Consider the following 26,578-nt stretch of genomic DNA (forward strand, 5'->3'; position numbering starts at 1 on the left):
GGTTTATTTTGGTGGGGTGACCGTATTTGCCACGTCAACCGTAGGTATCGCGAGGACCACGCCCTGGAATTGATCTGGAGCCCTTTTTCCAGGACGGTGCGTGGGGTGCCTGAAAGCGCACACTCTCGATGCCTGCGTCTGGGTAGGACTGTGCGATGCGGGTCATGATCATCGTGCGCATGTGTCGCAGCTGCGTGGCCCAGGCCGTGGAGTCGCACTGCACCGTGAGGACCGCGTCTGTCACATCGAGGGGAAAACTGTGCTCGGCGGTGTCGGCGCCGGCGATCTCCTTCCACGCCAGAAGCAGATCCGACTTGGCCAGAGGGGTCGCCCACCCCAACTCGCTGGTCATCGCCGTCATCACGTCGGCGATGCCCTTCGGATCTCGACCGCGACCGTAGGCCTCGCTCTCGACGACCGGCTCGCGTGTGCGACGCTTGCGCGGTCCGTAGCGTCGACTCGTCGCATCACCGAATACTTCTTTGAAGCGCAGGTATACAGATGACGAGAGCGAGGTAGCCGGTGCGGCGCCTTCGTCGACCGTGCTCGCCGAAGGGACCTCGTCGCTCACGGCCTGTCCTCGTCGACAGGCTCAGGAGAGGAGTCGGGGGACGCATCGGGTTCGGGGAACGGCACACTCGGGTCGACGATCGTGCCCGCGCTGATGCGCACCGTGTGCGGGGTCAATGACTCGGGCACATCATCGTAGACAGCCGCCGTGATGAGCACCTGCTCATAGTCGGCGACCGCTATCGCCAGACGCTTGCGACGGGCCTCATCGAGCTCCGCGAAGACATCGTCGAGGATCACGACGGGATCTCCCGTGGGCGACTCGATGCGCAGCAGAGCAGCCGCCGAGAGTTTCAGCGACAAGGCGTATGACCAAGATTCCCCGTGGCTGGCGTATCCCTTGGCCGGAAGCCCATTGAGCTCGAAGACCAGATCATCACGATGGGGGCCGATCAGAGTCAGGCCCCGATCGAGCTCCTGCCTGCGAACACGAACGAGGCCCTCCCTGAAGAGCTCGGCGATGCTCTCTCGCGTGAGGTTCTCCTTCGTAGTCCCCTCGGGTACGGCGAATCCGTCGTCAGCCTGGTCGTCGGCATCCGGATGCGCGGCGAGCACGCTGAGTCGATTGCCGAGCGCCGGGCGATGGTCGGCCCCGGCGATCGAGCGGTAGGCGTCCACCACGAGGGGGTGCAGACGGCCGACGAGGGCTACGCGCTCGGCGATCAACTCGCTGCCGAGTGCGACGAGTCGCTCGTCCCAGATGTCGAGCGTCGACAGATTCGCGCCCCGGAGTCCCTGTGCCCGGGCCGACTTCAGCAGCGTGTTGCGTTGCTTGAGAACTCGCTCGTAGTCGGACTGCACGCCGGCGAGACGAGGAGTGCGCGCGACGAGCAGCTGGTCGAGAAATCGGCGCCGACCCGACGGCTCGCCGCGGATCAACGCCAGATCTTCGGGCGCGAACAGAACCGAGGAGAAGTACCGCGGCAATTCGCGGGGCTTGATAACAGAGCGATTGACCTGGGCGCGGTTCGCACTCGACCGGTTGATCTGCACCTCGACCAGCAGCTCGCGTGCCTCGTGTTCGAGTCGAGCCCGCACGATAGCTGCGTTCTGGCCCGCACGGATCATCGCGTGATCGACGGAGACGCGGTGCGAGCCCAAGCTGCTCAGATATCCGAGGGACTCGACGAGATTCGTTTTGCCCTGCCCGTTGCTTCCGACGAAGAGGTTCGGGCCGGGCTCGAGGTCGACTTCTGCTGTGGCGTAATTACGAAAGTCGACGAGCGAGAGATGCCGAACGAGCACGGTTCTCTCCTGTCTTACTTATTGGTTGCGCTGGTCGAGTAGTCGCGCGACAACGGAGCCGGCGTATCGAGACCACGGTGCCGTGGCCTCGATACGCTCGTTCCTCGCTACTCGACCAGCGCGGTGCCGTTCTAGTCTTCGGCCTTCTTGACCGCGTGGCCACCGAACTGGTTGCGCAGCGCCGCGACGGCCTTCATCGAAGGCGAGTCCTCTTGACGCGACACGAAGCGCGCGAAGATCGACGCCGAGATCGTGGGAACGGGCACCGCGTTGGAGATGGCTTCTTCGATGGTCCAGCGACCCTCTCCGGAGTCCTCGACGTAGCCCTCGATGTTCTCGAATTCGGGGTCCTGCTCCAGCGCCTGAACGAGGAGCTCGAGAAGCCAGGAGCGCACGACCGTTCCGCGCTGCCATGCCTTGAAGGTTCCCGTGACGTCTTTGATGATGTCCTTGCGGGTGTCGAGGAGCTCGTAGCCCTCGGCATACGCCTGCATCAGGGCGTACTCGATGCCGTTGTGCACCATCTTGGCGTAGTGACCCGCGCCGACCTCGCCGACGTGGACGAAGCCCTCTTCGCGAGGTCCTTCGGGACGAAGGGCGTCGAAGATCGGCATCAGCATCTCGATGTTGGCCTTGGTGCCACCGACCATCAGTCCGTAGCCGTTCTCCAGGCCCCAGATACCACCCGAAACGCCAGCGTCGACATAGCCGATGCCCTTGGGCTCGAGCTCTGCGGCGTGCTTGAAGTCCTCGGTGAAGCGGGAGTTTCCTCCGTCGATGACCAGGTCGCCGTCAGAGAGGACCGTTCCGAGCTCGGTGATGACCGAGTCGGTGATCTTTCCGGCGGGAACCATGACCCAGACGACGCGGGGGCTCGGGAGCGCCGCAGCGAGAGCCGCGAGGTCGGCCACGTCGGATACGGCGGGGTTGTTGTCGTACCCCGTCACCTCGTGACCCGCGTTGCGCAGGCGCGCACGCATGTTGTTGCCCATCTTGCCGAGACCGACGAGTCCAATGTGCATTACAGAATCTCCTTGACGAAAGACGTGGGTGAGGGCGTCCGGGATCCCGGCCGCCGGCATCCGGTGAATTACCGCAGCAACAGGTTCGGCTGCAGCAGGTATTTGTAGTCGTCTGTGCCGGGCTGGTCTTTAGACGACTGGCTCGTGATGAGCACGGGGCCCGGCTTGTTGGGATTGTCGGTCTTGGTGAACGAGATCCGAACGTATTCCGAGTGCACGGCACTCAGACCATCAAGCAGGAACTGTGGTTTCAGCGAGACGACGGTGTCGGAGCCGGTGAGAAGCGCGTCGATCGATTCGGATGCCTGGGCCTGCTCGGAGCCGATGGCTTCGAGGGTGACACCGTCGATGGTGAAGGTGAAGCGGAGCGCGGCCTCGCGCTCGAGAACGAGGCTGACTCGACGAGTCGACTCGATCAGCTCTGCGGTGTTGATGACCGCGTAGTTGTCGACGGTCTCGGGGAAGAGTCGCTTGACTGGAGGGAAGTTGCCCTTGATCAGCAGCGATGTGACGGTCTTCTTGTCGGCTCGGAAGGCGATGAGCTCTCGATCGTCGGTGTTCGTGATCGAGACCGAGATGGTGCCGGCGTTGCCGAAGGTCTTTCCGACCTCTTGCAGAGTCTTCGCCGGCACGAGTGCACTCGCCGTGGAGAGACCGGAGTCTCCCGAATCCCAATCGATGTTGCGCACAGCGACGCGGTAGCGGTCGGTCGCCACCAGCGACAGCGTGTTCTCGGACACCTCGAGTTGCACACCGGTGATCACGGGAGTCACATCATCTCGGGATGCGGCGACAGCCACCTGAGCCACGGCAGCAGCGAATTTGTCGGCGGGCAGGATGCCTGATTCCTCGCCGATCTGAGGGAGGCTCGGATATTCCTCGACGGGCATGCTCAGCAGCGTGAACTTGGCCGATCCGCTCGAGACGGTGATGCGGGAATCTTCTGAGGCGAATCGCACCGGTGCATTCGGCAGCTTGTTCGCGATATCTGACAGCAGGCGACCCGATACGAGTACCGTGCCCGGTTCTTCGACATCTGCGGCGATCTGCGTCTGGGCCGAGACCTCGTAGTCGAAGGACGACAGAGTCAGGCCGTCTTCATCGGCTTTGATGAGGATTCCGGAGAGGATCGGGAGAGTGGTTCGCTGAGGCAACAGCTTGACGGCGAAGGAGACGGCTTCGCTGAAGACGTCTCTGTTGGCTTGGAACTTCACGAAGGCACTCCATACGAGATCGGCCAGTTGAGATGGGTTGCTGATTGGCCTCAATGCTAGCGGGTGGTGGGAACGTCGAGACGTTCTTGTCATTCAGGGGCCGCCCGATCGAAAAGGTTGTCGGGGGCTTAATTAAGTGAAATTAACGTTAATGGTCTTAACCGCTGTGGATATGTGGATAACTTCTGTGGATTGCAGTTTTCCGTAGGGAACTACAACGGTGTGACATGTAGAAATCGTGTGCGGAGTGCATCCACAACTCGACCGGCTGAAGAACGCGATATGAACGAGTCCACAGCTCGAGCCGATCGACTCACATCTTTAAGCCTCTTATCCACAGCTTCTGCACAAGCTGTGGAAAGTCCTGTGGGGATGGACTCTGTCGAGGCGGGTCAGACGTCCTTGTAACGCTGATTGTGCTTGATGCGGTTGCTGATCTCGGTGACCTGGTTGTAGATCGACCGCTTCTCGGTCATGAGCTTGCCGATCTTGTTGTTCGCATACATGACCGTCGTGTGGTCGCGCCCGCCGAAGAGTTGACCGATCTTGGGCAGAGACAGGCTCGTCATCTCTCGGCACAGGTACATGGCGATCTGTCGGGCTGTTGCGATCGCCTGGGAACGAGAGGAGCCGTAGAGGTCGTCGACCGAGAGCTTGAAGTAGTCGGCAGTGTGATTGATGATGTCGACGGGCGCGATGATGTTGTCTTCATCGAGCGTGATGAGGTCTTTGAGCACGGTCTGCACGAGCTGCATGTCGACCGGCGTCCTGTTGAGGCTCGCGAAGGCCGTGACCCTGATCAGTGTTCCTTCGAGCTCGCGCACATTCGACGACACCTTGGTGGCCATGTACTCGAGGATGTCGTCGGGCACGCGCAGCTTCTCGCTCTGGGCCTTTTTTCTGAGGATCGCGATGCGCGTCTCGAGGTCGGGAGTCTGCACATCGGTGATGAGCCCCCACTCGAACCGGGTACGCATCCGGTCTTCGAAGCCTGTCAGGGCCTTGGGCGGCAGGTCGGATGTGATGACGACCTGCTTGTTGTGGTCGTGCAGTGTATTGAACGTGTGGAAGAACGCTTCCTGCGTCTCTGCCTTGCCCTGCAGGAACTGGATGTCGTCGATCAGAAGCAGATCGATGTCGCGGTACCGCGAATGGAAGGCCGCGCCCCTGTTGTTGGCGATGGAGTTGATGAAGTCGTTCGTGAATTCTTCGCTCGACACATAGCGAACCCGAACGCCCGGGTACAGGCTCATCGCATAGTGACCGATGGCGTGCAGGAGGTGGGTCTTGCCGAGTCCGGAGTCTCCGTAGATGAAGAGCGGGTTGTAGGCCTTGGCCGGCGCCTCGGCCACGGCCACCGCGGCCGCGTGGGCGAAACGGTTCGATCCGCCGATGACGAAATTGTCGAAGCTGTATTTTGGGTTCAGGCGTGTGTCGTTGTTGCGTGGGGGGCCGACGGTCTCCTGGGCTGGGGTCGGGGCCGTGTGAACAGTCGGCGTTTCGATGTAGACCGGTTCGGATGCCTCGGCCTGGCCGGCCATCTCGCTCCCGCTGATCTCCGGGTTGACGACCACGGAGAAGTTCGTGACGGACAGTCCGGAGTCGAGCTGGCCTATTGCCGCGAGGAGTGACGGACGCACCCTCAGCTCGAGCATGTCCCGGGTGAAGTCGTTGGGTACCTCGAGGTAGAACGAACCGGCCATGATGCCCTTCGGCACCACCAGGCCCAAGAAGCCTCGGAGTTGCGGAGTGATTCGCTCGTCACGGGACAGTGCCTGAAGGACGGAGCGCCATTGGCCCTCCGTCGAGGTGTCATCCTCCGCCATGGAACTCCCGTCGAACATATGAAAAAAATCGATTCTGCCTGTGGAAAACTAGGCGAATCGAGCCGAAGTGTTGAGTGTGCCCGAGCGTCCGCGAACTGGATAACTAAGCTAGTTGCTGGCATGCAGCGGGGCAAGCTCACTGTATTGACTCTACGCGTGTCATGCACAGGCAGTTTCCACAGTCTGTGGATAATAGCTGTCTCTGTGCCCAGGAAGTTTGACCATTGGCATCCGAGGTCGTAGGTTTAATCAGTTGACTTGTGGCCAATCGGCCCGCATTTACTTTCCCGGTTCCCTGTCGTGCACACGCGATGAGGTCCGGGCCACGGAGAACACACCATGAGCAAGAGAACTTTCCAGCCGAACAACCGTCGCCGCGCCAAGGTGCACGGCTTCCGTTTGCGCATGCGTACCCGCGCAGGCCGTGCCATCCTCGGCGCACGTCGCCGTAAGGGTCGCACCGAGCTCTCCGCGTAGCAGCCGAGCTCGTTTCGCTGTGTTGGCTCACGCCAACCGGATCACGACCGCCGATGATTATCGCGGCGTGGTCCGGCGGGGGACGCGTTTTGTGTCCTCTAACGCCGTGACGTACCTTCGCGCACCCAAAAACGAGCCGACCGCGCCCGCCGCCCCCCGATTCGGATTCATCGTCGCCAAGTCAGTCGGCGTCGCAGTGGTCAGAAATCGAGTGCGTCGACGCCTCAAAGCGGCGAGCTACACGATGCTCGATCGGGTGAAACCGGGAACCGATGTGGTGGTGCGTGCTCTACCGGGAGCCGCATCCCAGCCTTACGGCGTACTCTGCGAAGAGTTGGCCGCATCGCTTCGGAAGGGATCCGCACTCGTATGACGACGGTTCCTGTCTCCTCTATATCTTGGAAATACGTTCTGATCAGCGTATTCCTGGTCCCACGCAATGCTGCGGTACTTCTACTCCGCGGTTACCGTGCGGTCATCTCGCCTCTTTATGGTGACGTGTGCCGGTACTACCCGTCGTGTTCGTCGTACACCCTCCAGGCAATCCAGCACCGCGGGCTGTCTGTGGGAGTCGGCCTGGGCATCCTGCGCATCGCACGCTGTCACCCGTGGGCAGCCGGCGGTATCGACGACGTGAAGCCGGCCAAAAACCCCCGATACGCGCTGACGCCGTTCGGATTCGTTGTTCCACGTAGCCACGGAAAGGGCTAGTCGCTTTGGATCTCCTCGGCACCATACTTTGGCCGATCAAATGGGTCGTCGAACTCATTCTGGTCGCATTCCACTACGTCTGGACGTGGGTGGGACTCAACCCCGACGATGGCCTCACCTGGGTGTTGTCGATCGTGGGACTCGTGCTGGTGATCCGCGCCGCTCTTATTCCGATCTTCGTCAAGCAGATCAAGAGCCAGCGCAAGATGCTCGAAGTCGCCCCGCAGCTCAAGAAGATCCAAGACAAGTACAAGGGCAAGAAAGACCAGTTCTCTCGTGAGGCCATGTCTCGCGAGACGATGGAACTATACAAGCGCACCGGAACGAATCCGCTGAGTTCGTGTCTTCCTCTGCTTCTGCAGATGCCCATCTTCTTCTCACTGTTCTCCGTTCTGAATGATGCGCAGCACGAGAAGGCAGGCGGAGGAGTCGGTCTACTCAACGAGGCGCTGGCCAAGTCGTTCGGTGAGTCCGATCTCTTCGGTGCTCCCCTGAAGGCGACTCTCGCCAACAACGAGGGCAGCTTCCTCGTCATCGTCTTCGCCGTGACCATGATCGCGCTGATGACCGCATCGCAGTTCATCACGCAGCTGCAGATCATGTCTAAGAACCAGTCGCCCGAGGCCAAGAACAGCCCGATGTTCAAGCAGCAGCGCATCCTGCTCTACATCCTCCCGGTCGTGTTCATCTTCTCCGGTGTCGCCTTCCCCCTCGGTGTGATGTTCTACTGGTTGACCTCGAACTTCTGGACGATGGGACAGCAGTTCCTCGTCATTCGCAACATGCCCACACCGGGCAGTGAGGCGGCCGCCGCGCGCGAAGCCCGTCTCGCCAAGCGAGGAAAACTGGTCATCAAGGACGGTCCTCTGAGTGACGAGCCCGTCGCAGACGAAGTACCGAAGACGACGCAGCGTCAGCAGCCCGTCGGCAAGAACCGAGCCAAGAAGCAGGGTGGATCCAAGTGAGTGACGTGACAACCGAGACCGCGGGTGTGTCGACCGACGACAACGTCGAGGCATTCGACAACGCAATCACCGTCGACAAGTCCGCCGTGGGTACCGACCCCGCTGAGACGAGCGACTCGACGCCCGAGGCCAACCTCGACGACGAGGGTGACATCGCGGCCGATTACATCGAGGAACTGCTCGACATCTGCGATCTCGATGGAGATATCGACATCGACACCCGTGGTGGCCGCGCCTACATCTCGGTCAATGCGTCTGGCGACAGCAACATCCGTGTTCTGTCCAAGCCCGACACGGTGAACGCGCTTCAGGAGCTCACCCGTCTCGCCGTTCAGACGAAGACCGGTGCCTTCAGCCGGTTGATTCTCGATGTAGGTGGCAGTCGCGAGGCGCGCCAGGCCGAACTCGGTCGTCTCGTCGATTCCGCCGTTGCTCGTCTCGACGCCGGTGAAGAATCTGCAGCACTGCCAGCCATGTCGTCGTACGAACGCAAACTCGTTCACGACATCGTCGCCGAGCGCGGACTGGTGTCGGCTTCTGAGGGTGATGGCCGCGATCGGCACACCGTCATCAGCCGCGGCTGAACGACTACTCCCCCGTACGCCTGGGCCTGGTCAGTGCTATGAGTATTCCTGAGAACACCGAGGTCGAGCCTGAGGTTGCCGTCGATCTGTTCGGCGAACGCATCCCACTCGCGCGAGAGTTCACGAACGCGCTGGCCACCCACGGCGAGGAGTATGGGCTCATCGGCCCCTTGGAACTCCCCCGACTGTGGACCCGGCACGTACTCAACTGCGCTCTTGTGGCTCCCCTGCTTCGTGAGGGCACCGTCGGAGACATCGGCAGTGGCGCGGGGCTTCCAGGCCTCGTCTTGGCGATCGCCCGACCAGACGTGCACTTCACGCTCATCGAGCCGATGGAGCGTCGAGTCAAGTGGCTCAACGACCAGGTGCGCTCTCTCAAGCTCGACAACGTCGATGTTCTTCGTGACAGAGCCGAAGATGTGAGACTGCCCGAGGGGTTCGATCAGCTCACTGCCCGTGCGGTGAGTGCCTTCTCCAAGCTCATCCCGATGTGCGCACCTCTCGTTGTTCCTGGTGGCGAGTTCATCTTGATGAAGGGCATCAACGCGGCAAAGGAGATCGATGCTGCTGAGAAGCAGATCCGCCGATTCAAACTGCGTGATGTCGAAGTCGTCGAATTGGGCCAGGGTGTACTGCCCGAAACGACCCGTGTGATCAGGGCCACTGTTTCGTAGCCCTCGGCAATGTTTCACGTGAAACATTCGAGTTGCGCATGCAACTGGTGCTGACCCGCACCCGGAGGCGCACAACTCCCTCTCCTGTGTATCCGAAGACCCGGGGCACGCTGGGGATCTGTCACCGCCGCGTCCACTCCGCCGCGCTACGAACGCCGGATGGTGTCACCGAGTGGGGACGTGCTTCTGCGGCTCTCCGAGGCTATGCCGGTGTCCGTGTCCGTGTCCGTGTCCGTGTCCGTGTCCGTGTCTGTGTCTGTGTCAGTGTCAGCGTCGGTGCCTGCTTCGGCGGCTGTTGACGAGACGACACCCGTGCCCGGGAAGACGAACCTGCGGCACATGCCGGGCGTGCGCGACAAAAGCGTATGGGATGTCGAGCCCATCTAAGGTTGTGGCAACGGGAACCGTGAGATGTCTCGGCGTGTGGGCGCCCGGTGCAGGTGTTGGCGCAGCCTGAGACGTTGGCACCGTTACGGAATATGAGGCTGCTCTTGGGTCATCGCCGATCTACAACCGGGGCCGGGCCTGAGGCGACTCTCTACGGCACCTGGCCCGGGTTCGCCGAGAACAGGAGTTTTCTTGGCTGGTAACGTCGGCGTCTAGAGCGCAACCTTCTCATTGAGGCGGGCGGGCGTCAGGCGTCACAGTAGGCCCTCGACCGATTGATGGACGCTGGCTGTGTAGAACGCCTCTGTGGTGCCACGGGTGCCATCATCGACGAGGTGCGACAGGCTGGTGATCGCCTTGAGACAGGCATCGTTCTTATGATCTGCGCGCTCGTTCCGTGCAGAAGTCGGGTTCGCGGTTATCGTCGCTGCGTCACTCCGGTCGCGAGAGCCAGACAGGATGGCGACTCGGTCGCCGGCAGCGCCAGACAGGATGTGAACTCGGCGGCCGGGAGCGCTGTCGTCGTGAGAACTGCGACCCATCGTCGTTCTCGATGCCAAAAAACCCCCGAGACTCCCGGATATCCGGGGGCAGCAGCGATGTTGCCAGTTCTGGCGACCCCGTCTCACGGACCACACCACAGCACACAAAGAAGTGGTGTCGGCGTGAAATGCTGTGGAAGACACACGACGAGAGCGGCAGTGCGGTGCGGCCGGTCTCTTCGACCTTTTCGTGCCAGCGGGTGTCTGTATGGAATAGCGGAAGAGGGACGAGGGGAGCCTGTGGAGATGTAGCGGACATAGTCGGGATGGAATCGGGAGAAGCCACGATATAGACCTTTGAAATCCCGTCGCCCGCTGGTCTGCCGCGACTTTCGACCTGATTTCTTCTCCAGGCCGCGTCGCGTTTCGTGCGAGCTGCGGACTATGCCGAGTCCGGCGGTCGGGCACCTCGGGCACAACTGAAAGCACTTCGCTGACCACGTGACGCGTGTTGAGGGGCTCGGTGACGGGGCGAGATGAGGCTACGCCGCAGCCACCTTGTGAGCAACGCGGCGTCAGGAGGTGAGTCAGGTGAGCCCGCACCGCGCGCGGATCGTTGTCGTTGTTGTGTCGAGGTTGGTGGGTGGGTTGTGGTGGATAGGCCTGGAGGAGAGAGAAGCGCAGCGGGCGTCGGGCCTTCGGGTGAGCGAATTGGGACACATGGTACGAGAACTAGGGCGTGCATAGCGCACCTGTCTGGTTGATCAAACGTTTCGAGTTCAGTCCCTCTTCTTTCGACGGCAGAAGCAGGCGCAGGTGGCCGGCGCTTGTACTTGAGGGCGTTCACGGGCATGCTGATTGCGGGTCCAGGTCGGCTCGATGCAGGGATTCGCATGAGCCCGATCGCTCGATATCTCGGATGAAGCCGGGGTATCAGTGGAGGTCATGTGTCTCGAGGTGCTCGAGGTCTTGTCCTAAGCGAGGGCATGGCGCGTGGATTCACATCGATGGTGGTCCTCGATAAGGGCGGATTTGACTGAGGAGTGTCGGCTTGCAACAGCCGGCAACGCGGTCACGTGTCGTGTGGAGCTTCACGTGCCGTTCTCGGGTCGACCGACGCGCGCGTTGTGGATGTCGGTGATTCATTCGGATTTGGACGAGCATATGTGAGCCGCGTTGTGCAGACACGGAGGCACCGTGGCGAACGCTGGGCACGCGCGTCTGAAGACCTCCACCGTAGTTATGGGCGACGACGCGCGGCGAACGTCGCGCGAGTGCTCGGCAGTAGAGGACCTCGGTCTGGACCGGCGATGGATGAGTGCGTGTCGGCGTGCTCGAGCCCCGAGTGTAGGTTGGGCCACAGGGTGCGGTTGGGCCAGGGCTGCTGTTGTCGTTCCAGGGTGGGGGCTCATGCTCGTACTCTGGTCGGGTTGTGGAGGAGCCGACGCAATGAGTCTCTTCGCGGGATCGGCATTGGTCGGTTCAGCCCGACCCCGACCGATCTCTTGTTCGGTGCGGTTCTGTTCGACTCAGCAAGACCCATCTCAACGACGTGTCCCCTCTCTCCTCTCCCCCTGCCCGCCTCACCCACCTCAGCGATCGTCGGCTTCTTCGACCATGATTTTTCACGTGAAACAATCGAGCGGCCGCATGATTTCGATGCGCCGAGCAGACCACCAGCCGTCTAATGCATCGGCGACATGTTCGTCAAGAGCGCGTCCCGACTTTTCGTTCGTTCAAACGGATCCTAAGCGATTTTCGATCGACGCAGATCGGCCGAAAATGCGACCAAAATGGACCGATTTCGGTCTCAACTTAGAGTTTCCAGCGACGCCGGGTACTTTGGTCTAGGGACGATTTCGTTTCGACATCCGATCACGTCAGTGATGGGTCGGTGTCTTCCACCCCCTCCCCCGGCCTCGGGTTTCTTCGGGTCGCAACGGAACTCAGCAAGTCAGGATTTGTGGATGTCAACGGAACCAATTGGTGGGAACGCGTCGTTCGACGCATCGACACCCCTGGCTCGTGAACTTGCCGATCTAACGAATCGACGGCGCAACTTCGCGAAGCGAGTCGTTCCCCTGCCAGAAACGACTCGAGTCTTCACCGTCGCGAATCAGAAGGGCGGCGTGGGCAAGACCACGACGACCGTCAACCTTGCAGCGGCCCTGGCCCGCAGCGGAGCTCGCGTCCTCGTCATCGACCTTGATCCGCAGGGGAATGCGTCGACGGCATTGGGAGTCGATCACCGGGCCGAGACTCCGAGCGTCTATGACGCACTTGTCCGAGACGAGCCGATGGCGGATCTCGTCCAGAAAAGCCCCGAGTTCGACACCCTGTTCTGCGTGCCGGCGACGATCGACCTGGCGGGTGCCGAGATCGAACTCGTACCCATGGTCGCTCGTGAGCAGCGTCTCCGCACGAGCGTCGACACCTACCTTCAGGAATCGTTCGACTCAGGGCTCGCATATCACTACGTTTTCATCGACTGCCCGCCGTCTCTCGGCCTGCTTACCATCAACGCGTTCGTCGCGGCTCACGAAGTACTCATTCCTATCCAGTGCGAGTACTACGCGCTCGAGGGTCTGAGCCAGCTTCTGAAGAACATCCAGCTGATCGAACGTCACCTGAATCCCAGTCTCGCTGTATCGACGATTCTGCTCACCATGTACGACGGTCGTACCCGCCTCGCCTTCCAGGTGGCGGAAGACGTCCGTAGCCACTTTCCCGATCAGACTCTTGCCGCCGTCATTCCGCGCTCCGTGCGGGTGTCGGAGGCCCCCAGCTATGGTCAGACCGTGATCAGCTTCGACCCCAATTCACCCGGCGCTCTCTCGTATTTCGAGGCCGCAGCCGAGATCGCAGACAGAGGAGCGCCCACCGATGGCAACTAAGAAGAGAACGGGCCTGGGGCGCGGAATCGGCGCGCTCATCCCGACGAACGACGCCGTCGACTCCGAAGGGCGCCCCGGGGTCCGTCCGGTAGACGTGTTCTTCGCCGATCGTGGCGAGGCAGCCGCTCCCCCGCAGGCGGATCTCGTCGAGGTTCCAGGGGCGCGACTCGCGCACCTGAACCCCGCCGACATCGTGCCCAACGCGAAGCAGCCTCGAGCGGTCTTCAAAGAAGACGACCTGGCCGAACTGGTCGTGTCGATCCGCGAGATCGGCGTGCTCCAGCCTGTTGTTGTGCGTCCACTCCCTGTCGTGGCAGGCGAGAGGCCGACGTACGAGCTCGTTATGGGCGAGCGACGACTTCGCGCGACGCGGCAGGTCGGCCTCGAGAGTATTCCGGCCATCGTCAAAGACACGGCTGACGAGAACATGCTGCGCGATGCTCTGCTCGAGAACCTGCACCGATCGGAGCTCAATCCTCTCGAAGAGGCATCCGCGTACCAGCAGCTTCTGAGTGATTTCGGCATCACGCAAGACGAACTCGCCACTCGTATCGGTCGTTCGCGCCCGCAGATCACCAACACCATCCGTCTGCTGCGTCTGCCCGCTGCTGTGCAGAAGCGCGTGGCGGCAGGCGTTCTGAGCGCTGGTCACGCCCGGGCCGTGCTTTCTGCCGGCGATGCAGAGGCGATGACCCGCCTCGCCGACAAGATCGTGAACGAAGATCTGTCGGTGCGCGCGGCGGAGGCAGCGGCGAGTGCCGCCCCCAAGCCGGCCAAGGCAAAGACCGTCGCCGGCACCAAGCGCGGCCACCTCGATGAGATCGCTGACCGGTTGGGAGACCGCCTCGACACTCGCGTCAAAGTCAGTCTCGGCCGTTCCAAGGGCCAGATCGTCATCGACTTCGCGACGATCGGCGATCTGAACCGAATCCTCGCCGAACTGGGTGACAAGGGCTTCGGCCGACCCTGACATAGATCGCGGCTCTCGTAGCGCCACATACGCAAAACCCCGATGTTTCACGTGAAACATCGGGGTTGCGTCGTTAGGGCTGAGGAGCATGTTTCACGTGAAACATGCGGGTTGCTTGCTACGCAGACGCGTCTGAGATCGCCTTCTCGCCCAACGCCTCGTACACCTCTCCGAGGTTGAGTCCCGCAGCTTGGATAGCCTGGGGAACTAGCGAAGTCTCGGTCAGGCCCGGCAAGACATTGGCCTCGAGGAACCAGACGACACCGTCATCGTCGATGATGAGGTCGACGCGCGAGATGTGCCGGAGCGCGAGGATGTTGTGGATCTCGAGTGCCGTCGACTGCGCCAACTCGGTGATCTCAGGTGACAGCCGCGCAGGGGTGAAGAAGCGCGTCTCCCCCGCGTTGTAGCGTGCGTCGTAGCCATAGACACCCAGCCGCGGTTCAATCTCGACGGCGGGCAACGCGAAGGGACCGTCGCCGGTGTCGATGATGCCGATCGAGATCTCGGTACCCGAAACGCGTCGTTCGATGAGGGCGACGTCTCCATAGGTGTACGCCTCCACGACACCGCGACGCAGGTCGTCGGTGTCGGCGACCATCGAGACGCCCTGAGCTGAGCCACCCTGAGCGGGCTTCACCACGAGGTCGGTTCCGAACTGGCTGGCGACGCGGTCGAGCACCTGCGCGGAGCCGAGCTCACGGAAGGTGTCACGCGGAAGGGTGATGGACTCGGGCGTGGAGAATCCGGCGCGCGAGACGATGACCTTGGCCGTGGGCTTGTGCCATGCGAGCCTGCTGGAGCCCGGCTGGGATCCCACGTAGGTGATGTCGAGGGCGTCGAGAAGAGCTCGCAGGGCGCCGTCTTCTCCGCTGGCGCCGTGCAGGGCGGGCCAGACCACGTCGGGTTGGTTGGATTCGAGATAGGACAGTAGTGTGGCATCCGGCTCGCGCAGAATCACGGTGTGTCCGCGATCGAGCAGGCCGTCGGCCACGCGACGGCCCGAGCGAAGAGAGACGTCGCGCTCGTGCGAGATGCCTCCGGCCAGAACAACGACGGTACGAGAGGTCACGGTATTCATCCCTAGTTGGTGTTGGGCGGCGGTGCTGTGTAGTTGTCGTCGCGTCGAATCGCGGTGAGCGGGCCTGTAGCGGAGAACGACTCGAGCAGATCACGCTCTGCATTGATCACAGAGGTGAGGCGACGGATGCCGAGCTTGATCTGCTCCGGGGTGGGATAGCAGAACGAGAGACGGATGTTGTTGCGACCCTGTCCGTCTGCAAAGAACGCCGTGCCGGGGGTGTAAGCGACCAACTCGGTCACGGCCCGGGGCAGCATCTGCTTGGAGTCGAGGTAGTCGGGCAGGGTGAGCCAGACGTAGAAACCACCGTTGGGGTTCGTCCAGGTCAGATCGGGCAGGTACTCGGTGAGCGCCGAGAGCATGGTCTCTTTGCGCTCTTTGTAGATGCCGCGGAACCGATCGATCTGGCCTTTCCAATCGGCGGTGTCGAGGTACTGGCTGATGATCATCTGGCTGAAGGAACTGGGGCTGAGTACGGCGGCCTCGTTGGCGAGGATCAGTTTCTCGCGAATGGCGTGCGGAGCGAGTGCCCAGCCCACGCGGAAGCCGGGGGCCAGGGTCTTCGAGAACGTGCCCAGGTAGATGACACCGTCTGATTCGAGTGACCGGATGGCGGCAGGTGGCCTCTCTTCGAAGTACAGCAGGCCGTAGGGGTTGTCCTCGAGAACGAGAATGCCCTCTGACCGGCAGATTTCGAGGATCTCGACTCGACGCTCCCAGCTGAGCGTGACGCCGGCAGGATTGTGGAAAGTGGGGATCGTGTAGAGGAACTTGATGCGCTTGCCGGCCCGCTTGAGCCCCGCGATGTGCTCACGCAGCGCATCGGGGATCAGCCCGTGCTCGTCCATCGGCACGTGTTCGATCTCTGCCTGGTACGACTTGAAGATGACGACAGCCGTGACGTAGCTGGGGCCCTCGGAGAGCACGACGTCTCCCGGGTCGAGGAACAGCTTGCTGACGAGCTCGAGGGCGTGCTGCGACCCGGTCGTCACGACGACGTCGTCGACACCGGCCTTGATTCCCTCGAGCGCCATGACATCGAGGATCTGCTCGCGCAACGCCGGAACGCCCTGGCCGGAGCCGTACTGCAGCGCGGCTGCGCCCCTGTCTGTCATGACCCGATTCATCGCGTCGACCACGAGGTCTTGGGGAAGACCCGAGACGAAGGGCATGCCACCCGCGAGCGAGACGACCTCGGGCCTGGATGCCACGGCGAACAGTGCACGCACCTCGGATGCCGCCAGGCCTGCCGCGCGGGCGGCGTAGTTGCCGTACCACGGGTCGAGGTTGTTTCCTGTGCCACTTCGAGTGTTGTCGTTCACGCGCACTTCCTGGATCGAGACCGAAATTCCATACTAACCAGCCCCGGGCGTGTCGGGCGCCGGGCCGGGCGCATCCCAAGCCACGGGCATCCAGGTGGCCTTTAACGACGTCGGGCCCCCTGCGCTATGCAGGGGGCCCGACGAGTTGCACGGGGGTTACGCGATGAAGTCTGCGAGGTCCTTCTCGAGTGCCGCCTTCGGCTTGGCGCCGATGATGGTCTTGACGACCTCGCCGCCCTTGTAGACCTTGAGCGCAGGAATCGAGGTGATCATGTACTTCGCCGCGGTCTGCGGGTTGTCGTCGACATTGAGCTTCACGACCTCGATCTTGTCGCCGTGCTCATCGGCGATCTGGTCGAGGATCGGCCCGACGGCGCGACAGGGGCCACACCACTCGGCCCAGAAGTCGACGAGGATCGGCTTGTCGGACTGGAGCACGTCGGCTTCGAAGCTGGCGTCGGTGACTGCCTTGGCGTTGGACATGATTGCTTCTTTCTTTGAGAGGGGAAAACTAGTTGACGGGGATGAGTTCTTCTGCGGCCACGTCAGGAGTGACGTGAGCCGCTTGGGCTAAACCCGCGAGGTAATGCTCCGCATCCAGAGCGGCGACGGTACCGGATGCGGCGGCCGTGACGGCCTGGCGATAGGTGTCGTCGACGACGTCGCCGGCAGCGAAGACGCCGGTGAGGTTGGTCTTCGAGCTGCGGCCGTCGACGGCGATGGTTCCGGATGCCGTGAGCTCGAGCTGGCCGTGAACGAGGTGCACGCGCGGGTCGTTGCCGATGGCGACGAACAGGCCCTGAACCTCGAGTTCGCGCTGCTCTCCCGAGACCGTGTCGCGCAGGGTCAGAGCCTCGACCGCGTTCTCACCGGAGATGCCGACGACCTCGGAGTTCCAGACGACCTCGATCTTCTCGTTGTCGAACGCACGCTGCTGCATGATCTTCGATGCGCGGAACGTGTCTTTGCGGTGCACGAGATAGACCTTGTCGGCGAAGCGGGTGAGGAAGGTCGCCTCCTCCATGGCCGAGTCGCCGCCGCCGATGACGGCGATGGTCTTGGTCTTGAAGAAGAAGCCGTCGCAGGTGGCACACCACGAGACGCCGCGACCGCTCAGGCGCTCTTCGTCGGCGATACCGAGCTTGCGGTAGGCCGAGCCTGTGGCGAAGATGACCGCGAGGGCCTCCTGGTCGCCGCTGTATCCGGTGCTGACCTTCTTGATGTCGCCCGTCAGGTCGACGCTCGTGACGTCGTCGAGCAGCACCTCGGTGCCGAACTTCTCTGCCTGCTCCTGGAGCTTGCCCATGAGCTCGGGGCCCTGGATGCCCTCGGGGAATCCGGGAAAGTTCTCGACGTCGGTGGTCTTCATCAACTCGCCGCCGGCCTCGACACTCGAGGCGATCAGAAGCGGGTTGAGCCCCGCCCGGGCAGCGTAGATGGCCGCGGTGTATCCGGCAGGACCGGATCCGATGATGATGATGTCGCGCACGTGCGTGTCAGCTCCTTGGAAGGGTGTCGCGAGACGGCCCGGAAAGGCCCTCACGAACGGGTACAACACATCCTATTCCGCGGATATTCCGCCGTCAGGGGACGGCGGAATGCTGACCGCAAACTAGGAGGAACGGCGAAGACGCGCGAGCAACGGCGTGAGCGCGTCGCTGAGTTCGGGCGACTTCAGAAGTCGCAGGGCGCCGATGTAGAGCAGCGACATGACGAGGCCGATCACGATCATCGAGGTGAGCACGCCGACGTAGCCGCTCACTCCGTAGCCGCCGTCGTTCGCGAAGCCGAAGACGATGGCGAGAACGACCCCGGCGACGGTGGCGGGGAGCAGCGCAGCGACGTCGCGAGCGAGGCTCTTACCCACAGTGGCTCCACCGAGCCCGCCGAGTCGACGCCGGATGAGGACGGCCGCCAGAATCGCCTGAAGGATGCCGGCCCCGGAGAGGGCGAGTGCCACGCCGACGCCGATGAACTCCTTCGGAACGAGGAGGAGAACGCCCAGGGCACCCAGAGAGAAGATCACGGCCTGGAACAGGGTGATGAAGAAGGGGGTTCTCGTGTCACCGAGCGCGTAAAACGCGCGGAGCACGACGAACAGGATGCTGAACGCGGGAAGTCCCACGAGGAACGCGATGAGCACGTTGCCCATGGCGACGGTCGCTGAGAAGTTGAAACCTTTGCTGAAGAGGGCGCTGAAGGGGTAGGCGGCCACGATGAGAACCATGGTCGCCAGCACCATGAGCACCGAGATCACGCGAATGGACGCGGACAGGTCGCGGCGCACCCGTACGAGGTCGCCCTCCGCTGCGTGTTCGCTCATGCGAGTGAAATAGGCGGTCGCGATGGATACAGCGACGATCGAGTGCGGCAGCATGAAGATGAGCCAGGCGGTCGAGAGGACGGTGGTCGACGCGTCGTCTCCCGAGGCCGTGACCACGACACGCGTCTCGACGATGCCGGCGAGCTGGGTGACCATGAGCATGCCGAAGGTCCAGCCGGCGAGCTTTCCCGCCGTGCCGAGACCGACGCCGCGCCACCGGAAGTCGGGTCGATAGCGCAGCCCCACGCGGCGCCAGAAGAAGAAGAGAACGAGGGCCTGTACGGCCACGCCGATGGTCGCGGTTCCGGCGAGAACGGCGACCTTATCCGGCGTCCACCAGTCGAGGTCGCCGACGTTCATCGCGTTGGGTGCGAATGCCACGTTGAATGCGACCAGTCCGAGGATCGCCACGATGTTGTTGAGTACCGGGGTCCAGGTGAACGGTCCGAACGAGTTGCGTGCGTTGAGCACCTCGCTCAGCACCGAGTAGACGCCGTAGAAGAAGATCTGAGGCAGGCACCAGTAGGCGAAGGCGGTGGCCAGCGCGAACTGGCCGCTCGAGGAGGGGTTCGCCACGATCGTGATGAGCACGGGCGCGAGCAGCGTGGCGATCAGGGTTGCGACGCCGAGCACGACGAAGGCCACCGTGACGAGCTTGTTGATATAGCCCGCTCCCCCGTCGGCGTGACGGGCGGCTCTCACGATCTGCGGCACGAGGATCGCGTTGAGCATGCCGCCCGCCACGATCACGAAGATCGTGTTGGGCAGCTGATTCGCGATGGTGAACGCATCTGTGCCGAGACCGATCGTGCCGATGGTCTGAATGAGGACGAACGCCTTCACGAACCCGAGGACGCGGGACACGGTCGTTCCCGAGGCCAGGATCGCGCTCGCTCGGCCCAGATTCGGTCCGGGCTTGGTGGGAGTGTCAGCCACGTGGCTCCTCGATGATCTCGGCGGCATCGCCCTCTGCGGACGTCCGCCGACCGTGTCGGCGCTTCAAGAACAGTCGGATGGCGGCGAAGACCAGGAGCAGCGCCACGACGCCGCCCACGAGCCACGAACCCGCGACCTCGAAGTCGGCCGCCACATTCACCGGAACGATGGTGGGCGCGCTGGAGATGGGGACACCTGTCGGGGTGACCAGGTCGATCCGAACGCTCGTATCGCCATTGGTGACCCGCGTCATGGGCACCTTGGCCTGCTTGCTCGAGGCCGCCTCGACGGTGATCGTGATCTCGTTCTGTACGACGAGTCGGAAGTTGCTGGGAGCGAGCCGGAGGGTGACGGTGACCGGATACGGGAGGGTGTTCTCGACGAGCACGGGCAGAGGCCCGGTGTTTCCATACAGACCGATGGGCGACCCCGGCACGATCTTCACCGAGGCGAGAGTGGATGCCGCGGTGGCGGCCTGGGACTGCACGGCCACGTTCCAGCCACCCGAGTTCGCGGCCCACGAGTTGGCCAGCAGCGACAGGATGTTGGCGCGGTTCTCGCCGAGCAGGTCTCGGGGGTCGGCGATGATGCTCGAGAACGCGGCCACCTGATTCTCGGATGCGAGCATGTCGGCGACGGGGCCGATCCGTTCTGCGGGCTCGGGCTGATCGACGACGGTGGCCTCTGCCGTGGGCGCCTGGGCGGCGAAACCATCGAACGACGTCGATGACGACCAGGTCAGCGAGTCGAGTGAGGCCAGTGCGTCGGCCAGCGCAGTTCCGTCGGCGGGCGCCGCGCGATCGAGCGTGGCCAGGATGGGCTGCGGCGCGTCCTCGTCTTCGCTGCTGACGACGGCGAGGCTCGAGGCGAGGTCGGACAGCGAGCGCTGCCTGTCTGTGGGCGTGAGGGCGCCCGCAGCGTCGCGCAGGGCCCGCGAGACCGTGTCGTCCGAGACCAGAACGGTGCTGTCACCCGAGCGAACGACTCCGGCGGAGGGCTCCCCCGACGCCAGTGCGACGTTCGTCGACGAGAGAATCGAGGTCGTGAGTCCGTTGCTGGCGAAGTAGGGCACGTCGTTGGGGGCGACCGTGTTGTCGCGGGGCCACGCGATCGACGTGCCGGTGTAATTCCAGGCGAGCAGAGCGCTCGTGTCGGGCACGGCATTCGGTGTGGGGCTCGGGCTGGGTGTCGGTGTTTCCGTCGTGTCGTTGCCCGGGTCGACCGCGGCCGTGCCGGCGACCGGCGTGGGGCTCGCCTCCGGAGGAGTGGCTCCCGTGAAGTTCGCCGGATCGAGGGCGTAGTCGAACGAGGTGGGGGCGAGGACCTGCGGCGCGCCCGCCTGGCTCATCGCAGCCAGATCCGCGTCTGCATAGCTGAGCGGGTATATAGGGTTCGACGCGTCCTTCAGACGATCCAGCCATGCGGTGGCGCTCGCCGGAGCGCTCGAGCCGAGGGCTCGGATCGACACGATGATGCGGGGGTCGATCAGGATGCCGACGGGTCGGCCGATCACCGAGTCGAGTTCGCGGGTCAGCAAGCCGTTGTCGGCCGTGATGGTGGCGAGCGTGGCCTCGGGAATCAATCCCGTCTGACCGGGTTGCGTGGTGATGGGGATAGCGACGGCCACCGGGGTGCGGTCGGGCGAGCCTCGGCCGTTGTAGACGATCGACGAATGGGCGACCGACTCGGTGCCGTCCGGTCGCTCGACGGTGCCGGTGAGGCCGCGAACGCCCCAGTCGCGGAGCGTGACGTCGGCAGCGGGGATCACCGCCTGCACGATGTGCTCGTCGCCTGGCTGCAGCGCGGGAACGGCGACGGTGGTGATGATCGCATCGGAGTCGACGGTCGACTCGGCGGTGGGAGGGGTGAGCCATTCGGCCAGCCCGGCGCGAGTGGAGATGACCTCGCGGTCGAGGGCGATCTGCAGTGTCGACGCATCGATGATGGAGGAGCCCGTATTGGTGACCTCTGCGGTGACGGTGATGTCGGCGCCGGGCTGCGCCACTCCCCCGTTGGCCGGCGCGAGAACCAGGTGCACCGGCTCGCCGGCTGCACTGGCCGGCGCGACGACGGGCGCGATTCCGAGCGTCGACGATGCCACCACTCCAAGGCCCAGGAGGGCGGGGAGGGCGCGCAGGCGTCGGGAGGAAGGCTGTTTCATAGGTGCTCTCGTCGAAGACGCATGAGATGCGGCCTCGCGTAGATTCTAGGTTGCGCAGCCTGAAAGCATGGGAGGCCGCTCTGCCAGCAGCCCCAACGCGCGCCTCGGTAAACTGTCGGCATGCAGCGAACGGTTCAAGAATCCATGGTTCGGCTGCGCGCTCTCAGCGAGTCGTCGCCCGTAGCGCCCCTCGCAGCGGCCTTCAGCAAGGCGGGCTTCGAATTGGCCCTCGTCGGCGGTCCCGTCAGAGATGCGTTCCTCGGCCGAGAGGCAAAAGACCTCGACTTCACGACGAATGCCACACCCGACGAGATCCTCGCCGTCGTGTCGACTCTCACGAAGAGCACGTGGGACATCGGCCGCGACTTCGGAACGATCGGCGCCGTCATCGATGGCGAGCAGGTCGAGATCACGACCTACCGCTCCGACAGCTACGACCAGCAGACCCGCAAGCCCATCGTGGCGTTCGGCGACAGCCTCGAGGTCGATCTCTCTCGCCGTGATTTCACGGTCAACGCGCTCGCGCTCCGCCTGCCCGAACTCGTTCTGGTCGATCCGTCGGGCGGCGTCGAAGACCTGCTCGCCGGCATCCTGCGCACGCCGTCGACACCGGCCATCTCGTTCGGCGACGACCCTCTGCGCATGCTGCGCGCCATCCGCTTCTCTGCCCAACTCGGTTTCGATCTCGATGCCGAGACGCTGGATGCCCTGGGCACCATGGGCGGATCGCTCTCGATCATCTCGGCGGAGCGCATCCGCGACGAGTTCTCGAAGCTGCTGCTGACGCCGACCCCGCGTCGGGGTGTCGAGCTGCTCGTCGAGACCGGGCTGGCCGAGCTCGTGATGCCGGAGATCCCGGCGCTGCGACTCGAGCGCGATGAGCACCACCACCACAAAGACGTCTATCAGCACAGCCTCACCGTGCTCGATCAGGCGATCGAGCTCGAGGAGTCGCGCGACTCGTTCGAGGGACCCGATCTGGTGCTCCGCCTGGCTGCTCTGATGCACGACATCGGCAAGCCGGCCACGCGGCGCCTGGAGCCGGGTGGCGTGGTGACCTTCTATCACCATGATGTCGTGGGATCGAAGATCGCGAAGAAGCGACTGCGTGAGCTGCGGTTCGACAACGACACCATCTCTCATGTGGCTCGTCTCATCGAGCTGCATCTGCGCTTCTTCGGCTACACCGAAGGCGCCTGGACCGACTCCGCCGTGCGTCGCTACGTGCGGGACGCGGGTCCCATGCTCGAGCGCCTGCACATCCTCACCCGCGCCGATGTGACCACGCGCAACACCCGCAAGTCGCACATGCTGTCGTTCGCGTACGACGACCTCGAGACGCGCATCGCCGAGCTCGCCGAACAAGAGGAGATGCAGGCCGTGCGGCCCGATCTCGACGGCGAGCAGATCATGGGCATCCTCGGCATCAGACCGGGGCGCGACGTGGGCGAGGCGTACCGTTTTCTGCTCGAGATGCGTCTCGATGACGGACCCCTCGGCGAAGAGGAGGCCACCCGGCGCCTGCTCGAGTGGTGGGCGGCTCGGCAAACAAGTTAGGGTACCCTTTCTTCTCTACCCCTCCCCCGAGTAGAGACGAGTACCGCGAGCATGGCGAAGAGCACCGAGACAGCCCGCCGGATCAAACCTCAGGACTCCGAACTGCTGACGCTGCATGTCATCCGCCGTCAGGTGATCACGCCGAGCATGGCCAGGGTCACACTCGGGGCGGGCGACATCGCGAAGTTCGTACCGATGGGGTTCGATCAGTGGTTCCGCCTCTTTATTCCGATCGCCGACGAAGAGACGCTGTCGCGACTGCCCAAGAAGCTCAACACCCTCTCGTACGCCAGATACCTGACGATCTCGAAGACGCGTCGCCCCGTGCTGCGCAACTACACGGTGCGCGCATATAGAGAGGTGGGCGCCGACGGCCCCGAGCTCGACGTCGATTTCGTGCTGCACGGCGACGCGGCAGCGGGAACGGCCGGACCCGCGGCGAGCTGGGCAGCCCGCTGCGAGCCGGGCGACGCGGTCGCGATCCTCGACGAGGGCATCGGCTTCGTGCAGCCCGCCGAGACCGACAGCGTGCTGCTCGTCGCCGACGAGACGGGGCTGCCCGCGGTCGCCGGCGTTCTGGCGTCTCTGCCGGCCGGCACCGTCGGCATCGCACTGATCGAGGTGCCGACGGCCGACGACATCCAAGATCTGGTGGGCCCGCCCAAGGTCGACGTGCGGTTCGTCGTGCGGCCGGATGCGCAGGCGACACCGGGCCGTGCCGTTCTGGCGGCGGCCGAGGCCCTGCCGCCGCTCGGCGAGCGGTGCTTCGCCTGGACCGTGGGCGAATCGGCGCTCGTCGCGGGCGCCCGCCGACACTGGATCGCCACCGGGGTGCCGAAGGACAACATCATGTTCTGCGGGTACTGGAAGGCCACCCACCACTGATCAGGCGGTTCTGCTAAGCTTCCAAGGTTGTCCGTTACCAGTGGGAATCTCCTACGCGGTGGCGGGCCGATGCAGATACACCCTCCTGTCACAGACCGTCTGTGACCGAACTAGTCCGAAGGAGGTGGGTTTGTGACGCATCAGTACGAACTCATGGTGATCCTCGATCCTGAAATCGATGAGCGCACCGTGGCCCCCAGTCTCGACAAATTCCTCAACGTCATCCGTAAGGATGGCGGCACCGTCGACAGTGTCGACATCTGGGGACGCCGTCGCCTGGCCTACGAGATCAACAAGAAGACCGAAGGCATCTACGCGGTGGTCAACCTGACCGCCAGCGCAGACTCGACCAAGGAGCTGGACCGCCAGCTGAAGCTGTCGGAGGCCGTCATGCGCACCAAGGTGCTGCGTGCCGAGGAGGCCATCGCTATGGTCGCCACCGCCGACAAGCTCGCCGCCGAGAAGGCCGCCCGCAAGGCTGCCAACCCGAAGGCCGCTGCTGCTCCCGCCGAGGCTTCCGCCGCTGCTCCTGCTGCCGCCAAGGCCGCACCGAGCGCCGCGTCGAAGGTCGCTGCTGCCGCGAAGGCTCCCGCCGCTCCCAAGGCTGCCGCTCCGGCCGCCGACGACGAGTCCGCCAAGTAGTCGATCATGGCTGGCGAAACCGTAATCACCGTGGTGGGCAACCTCACCAGCGATCCTGAACTGCGTTACACGCAGGGCGGGCTGGCGGTTGCCAACTTCACCATCGCATCCACGCCGCGCACGTTCGATCGTGCCGCGAACGACTGGAAAGATGGCGAGGCTCTGTTCCTGCGCGCGAGCGTGTGGCGTGAATTCGCCGAGCACGTCGCCGGATCGCTGACCAAGGGAAGCCGCGTCGTCGCGACCGGCCGCCTGCGCCAGCGTTCCTACGAGACGAAAGAGGGCGAAAAGCGCACCTCGATCGAGCTCGAGATCGACGAGATCGGCCCCAGCCTGCGCTATGCCACTGCGAGTGTCACCCGGGCAGCCGGGGGCGCACGCCAGGGCGGCGGCCAGGTCGGTGGACCGAGCGGTGGAAACGACGAGCCGTGGGCCGCTTCGGCGCCCGCGCAGCCGGCTGCCGGAGCTGGAGCTGACGTGTGGAACACGCCGGGCAACTTCAGCGACGACACCCCCTTCTAACAACTTCGTTCTTCATAGAACTCATCTGAAAGCAGATAAAAATGGCTGGAAAGTCAAGCGGCGACCGCCGCAAGCCGCTGCGTGGTGCCAAGGGCGCCAAGAACGCAGCTCCCGCGAAGTCCATTCGCGTCGGCGTCATCGACTACAAAGATGTCGCAACTCTCCGCAAGTTCATCTCGGAGCGTGGAAAGATCCGCGCTCGTCGCATCACGGGAGTCTCCGTCCAGGAGCAGCGCCTCATCGCCCGTGCCGTCAAGAACGCCCGCGAAATGGCTCTTCTGCCTTACGCCGGCTCGGGCAGGTAAGGAACCGACATGTCAAAACTCATTCTCACGCACGAGGTCTCCGGCCTCGGTTCAGCGGGTGACGTGGTCGAGGTCAAGAACGGCTTCGCTCGCAACTACCTGATCCCCCAGGGTTTCGCGGTCACGTGGAGCCGTGGTGGCGAGAAGCAGGTCGAGCAGATCAAGGCAGCCCGCGTCTCACGCGAGCACGCCACGATCGAAGAGGCTCAGCACCTCAAGCAGGTTCTCGAGGCCGCGACCGTCAAGCTGACCGTCAAGGCCGGTGAAGGCGGACGCCTGTTCGGCTCGGTCAAGACCTCTGACATCGCTGACGCGGTGTCGGCTCAGGGACTCGGCTCGCTCGACAAGAAGAAGATCGAGATCAACCAGGCGATCAAGCTCACCGGAACCCACGAGGCCACGGTCAAGCTGCGCGACGACCTGGTCGCGACGATCACGTTGAACGTGGTCGCAGCGAAGTAACACCCTTCAGCAACACCGCGCTCTCTCGAGCGCACAACGAATGGCGGTGGATGATTCCACCGCCATTCGTCGTTTCACCACCCGTGTGAGAGGCCGGGGCCAGACCCACTTCGGGGGTAAGAATGGCCCGACTTTATACACAGGCCGAATGTCAAATCGAAACTCTCAAGCTCTGCTCGAAGGATGTATTTATCCACGCTTGTGGAAACGGCATAGAGCCTGTTCAGACACTATTTACGAGAACAAACTCACATCACTTTCCACAATAGTTTCCACAGTTTGCCCCCAGACCTTCCGGCGTTTCTCCCCAACTGTCCACATGGTTATCCACAGGCCCTGTTGGGGATGTCAGATGGGGCGG

At 63.3% G+C, this 26,578-nt stretch carries 24 protein-coding genes and 1 pseudogene; 14 read left to right on the forward strand and 11 right to left on the reverse strand.

Going from position 1 to position 26,578, the window contains the following annotated elements; all coding sequences use genetic code 11:
* Nucleotides 1-34: 34 nt before the first annotated feature.
* From ASF79_RS14820 to dnaA, 5 genes are all read right to left on the reverse strand, one after another.
* The gene (locus ASF79_RS14820; RefSeq protein ID WP_055856321.1) at nt 35-571 is read right to left on the reverse strand and encodes a DUF721 domain-containing protein; all 537 of its coding nucleotides are present in this window, start codon (nt 569-571) and stop codon (nt 35-37) included.
* Nucleotides 568-1,815 carry a DNA replication/repair protein RecF gene (gene recF, locus ASF79_RS14825; protein WP_055856325.1) on the reverse strand — a complete coding sequence of 416 codons (1,248 nt, stop codon included), beginning with the start codon at nt 1,813-1,815 and terminating at the stop codon, nt 568-570. The genes ASF79_RS14820 and recF overlap by 4 nt, the downstream gene beginning before the upstream one ends.
* Before the next feature lie 131 nt (nt 1,816-1,946).
* Nucleotides 1,947-2,837 (reverse strand): phosphogluconate dehydrogenase (NAD(+)-dependent, decarboxylating), encoded by an 891-nt coding sequence (gene gnd / locus ASF79_RS14830; RefSeq protein WP_055782920.1) that lies wholly within the window; start codon nt 2,835-2,837, stop codon nt 1,947-1,949.
* A gap of 68 nt (nt 2,838-2,905) precedes the next feature.
* Complete coding sequence (gene dnaN, locus ASF79_RS14835) at nt 2,906-4,051, reverse strand: DNA polymerase III subunit beta (protein WP_055782917.1); 1,146 nt, start codon at nt 4,049-4,051, stop codon at nt 2,906-2,908.
* A 392-nt stretch (nt 4,052-4,443) separates the two neighbouring features.
* Nucleotides 4,444-5,877, reverse strand: a complete 1,434-nt coding sequence (dnaA, locus tag ASF79_RS14840; protein WP_055783226.1) for a chromosomal replication initiator protein DnaA — start codon at nt 5,875-5,877, stop codon at nt 4,444-4,446.
* Nucleotides 5,878-6,216: 339 nt separating this feature from the next.
* On the opposite strand from dnaA, the gene rpmH reads away from it, so the two are divergent.
* The 8 genes from rpmH (at nt 6,217) to ASF79_RS14880 (ending at nt 14,021) form a co-directional block, all read left to right on the forward strand.
* Nucleotides 6,217-6,354 (forward strand): 50S ribosomal protein L34, encoded by a 138-nt coding sequence (gene rpmH / locus ASF79_RS17200; RefSeq protein WP_010204566.1) that lies wholly within the window; start codon nt 6,217-6,219, stop codon nt 6,352-6,354.
* A 19-nt stretch (nt 6,355-6,373) separates the two neighbouring features.
* Nucleotides 6,374-6,727: a ribonuclease P protein component gene (gene rnpA / locus ASF79_RS14845; protein WP_082495952.1), complete on the forward strand. Its 354-nt coding sequence runs from the start codon at nt 6,374-6,376 to the stop codon at nt 6,725-6,727.
* A complete protein-coding gene (gene yidD / locus ASF79_RS17205; protein WP_082466439.1) occupies nt 6,724-7,065 on the forward strand; it encodes a membrane protein insertion efficiency factor YidD in 342 nt (113 codons plus the stop codon). Before rnpA ends, yidD begins: the two co-directional genes overlap by 4 nt.
* Before the next feature lie 5 nt (nt 7,066-7,070).
* The gene (gene yidC, locus ASF79_RS14850) at nt 7,071-8,030 is read left to right on the forward strand and encodes a membrane protein insertase YidC (protein WP_055856331.1); all 960 of its coding nucleotides are present in this window, start codon (nt 7,071-7,073) and stop codon (nt 8,028-8,030) included.
* 86 nt (nt 8,031-8,116) lie between these two features.
* Nucleotides 8,117-8,614, forward strand: coding sequence for a Jag family protein (locus tag ASF79_RS14855; protein ID WP_055783223.1), 498 nt, complete (start codon nt 8,117-8,119; stop codon nt 8,612-8,614).
* Between the two features lie 44 nt (nt 8,615-8,658).
* Nucleotides 8,659-9,288: a 16S rRNA (guanine(527)-N(7))-methyltransferase RsmG gene (gene rsmG / locus ASF79_RS14860; RefSeq protein ID WP_200933590.1), complete on the forward strand. Its 630-nt coding sequence runs from the start codon at nt 8,659-8,661 to the stop codon at nt 9,286-9,288.
* A 2,836-nt stretch (nt 9,289-12,124) separates the two neighbouring features.
* Nucleotides 12,125-13,051, forward strand: a complete 927-nt coding sequence (locus ASF79_RS14875) for a ParA family protein (protein ID WP_055856345.1) — start codon at nt 12,125-12,127, stop codon at nt 13,049-13,051.
* Nucleotides 13,041-14,021: a ParB/RepB/Spo0J family partition protein gene (locus ASF79_RS14880; RefSeq protein WP_055782904.1), complete on the forward strand. Its 981-nt coding sequence runs from the start codon at nt 13,041-13,043 to the stop codon at nt 14,019-14,021. The genes ASF79_RS14875 and ASF79_RS14880 overlap by 11 nt, the downstream gene beginning before the upstream one ends.
* Before the next feature lie 118 nt (nt 14,022-14,139).
* On the opposite strand, the gene ASF79_RS14885 is transcribed toward ASF79_RS14880, so the two are convergent.
* The 6 genes from ASF79_RS14885 to ASF79_RS14910 form a co-directional block, all read right to left on the reverse strand.
* Nucleotides 14,140-15,102: a D-alanine--D-alanine ligase family protein gene (locus ASF79_RS14885; protein WP_055856348.1), complete on the reverse strand. Its 963-nt coding sequence runs from the start codon at nt 15,100-15,102 to the stop codon at nt 14,140-14,142.
* A gap of 2 nt (nt 15,103-15,104) precedes the next feature.
* A complete protein-coding gene (locus ASF79_RS14890; RefSeq protein ID WP_055857224.1) occupies nt 15,105-16,424 on the reverse strand; it encodes an aminotransferase-like domain-containing protein in 1,320 nt (439 codons plus the stop codon).
* Nucleotides 16,425-16,580: 156 nt separating this feature from the next.
* Nucleotides 16,581-16,907: a thioredoxin gene (gene trxA / locus ASF79_RS14895; RefSeq protein ID WP_055782899.1), complete on the reverse strand. Its 327-nt coding sequence runs from the start codon at nt 16,905-16,907 to the stop codon at nt 16,581-16,583.
* Between the two features lie 28 nt (nt 16,908-16,935).
* Entirely contained in the window at nt 16,936-17,913 is a 978-nt protein-coding gene (gene trxB, locus ASF79_RS14900; protein ID WP_055856353.1) for a thioredoxin-disulfide reductase, read from the reverse strand.
* Between the two features lie 123 nt (nt 17,914-18,036).
* On the reverse strand, nt 18,037-19,683 hold the full coding sequence (gene murJ / locus ASF79_RS14905; RefSeq protein ID WP_235500783.1) for a murein biosynthesis integral membrane protein MurJ: 1,647 nt from the start codon (nt 19,681-19,683) through the stop codon (nt 18,037-18,039).
* Nucleotides 19,676-21,844: a DUF6049 family protein gene (locus tag ASF79_RS14910; protein WP_156366286.1), complete on the reverse strand. Its 2,169-nt coding sequence runs from the start codon at nt 21,842-21,844 to the stop codon at nt 19,676-19,678. Before ASF79_RS14910 ends, murJ begins: the two co-directional genes overlap by 8 nt.
* A 120-nt stretch (nt 21,845-21,964) precedes the next feature.
* Between ASF79_RS14910 and ASF79_RS14915 the strand changes: the two genes are divergently transcribed.
* The 6 genes and pseudogenes from ASF79_RS14915 (at nt 21,965) to rplI (ending at nt 26,217) form a co-directional block, all read left to right on the forward strand.
* Entirely contained in the window at nt 21,965-23,401 is a 1,437-nt protein-coding gene (locus ASF79_RS14915) for a CCA tRNA nucleotidyltransferase (protein ID WP_055856362.1), read from the forward strand.
* 51 nt (nt 23,402-23,452) lie between these two features.
* Nucleotides 23,453-24,286, forward strand: a complete 834-nt coding sequence (locus ASF79_RS14920) for a siderophore-interacting protein (protein WP_055856365.1) — start codon at nt 23,453-23,455, stop codon at nt 24,284-24,286.
* 153 nt (nt 24,287-24,439) lie between these two features.
* A pseudogene (rpsF, locus tag ASF79_RS14925) lies at nt 24,440-24,790 on the forward strand (30S ribosomal protein S6); the annotation flags it as partial.
* Between the two features lie 144 nt (nt 24,791-24,934).
* The gene (locus ASF79_RS14930; protein WP_044440970.1) at nt 24,935-25,450 is read left to right on the forward strand and encodes a single-stranded DNA-binding protein; all 516 of its coding nucleotides are present in this window, start codon (nt 24,935-24,937) and stop codon (nt 25,448-25,450) included.
* Between the two features lie 41 nt (nt 25,451-25,491).
* Nucleotides 25,492-25,755, forward strand: a complete 264-nt coding sequence (gene rpsR, locus ASF79_RS14935) for a 30S ribosomal protein S18 (RefSeq protein WP_022895757.1) — start codon at nt 25,492-25,494, stop codon at nt 25,753-25,755.
* 9 nt (nt 25,756-25,764) lie between these two features.
* Complete coding sequence (rplI, locus tag ASF79_RS14940; protein WP_055782878.1) at nt 25,765-26,217, forward strand: 50S ribosomal protein L9; 453 nt, start codon at nt 25,765-25,767, stop codon at nt 26,215-26,217.
* Nucleotides 26,218-26,578: the final 361 nt, after the last annotated feature.

Source organism: Agreia sp. Leaf335 (assembly GCF_001423605.1).
GTDB lineage: Bacteria > Actinomycetota > Actinomycetes > Actinomycetales > Microbacteriaceae > Agreia.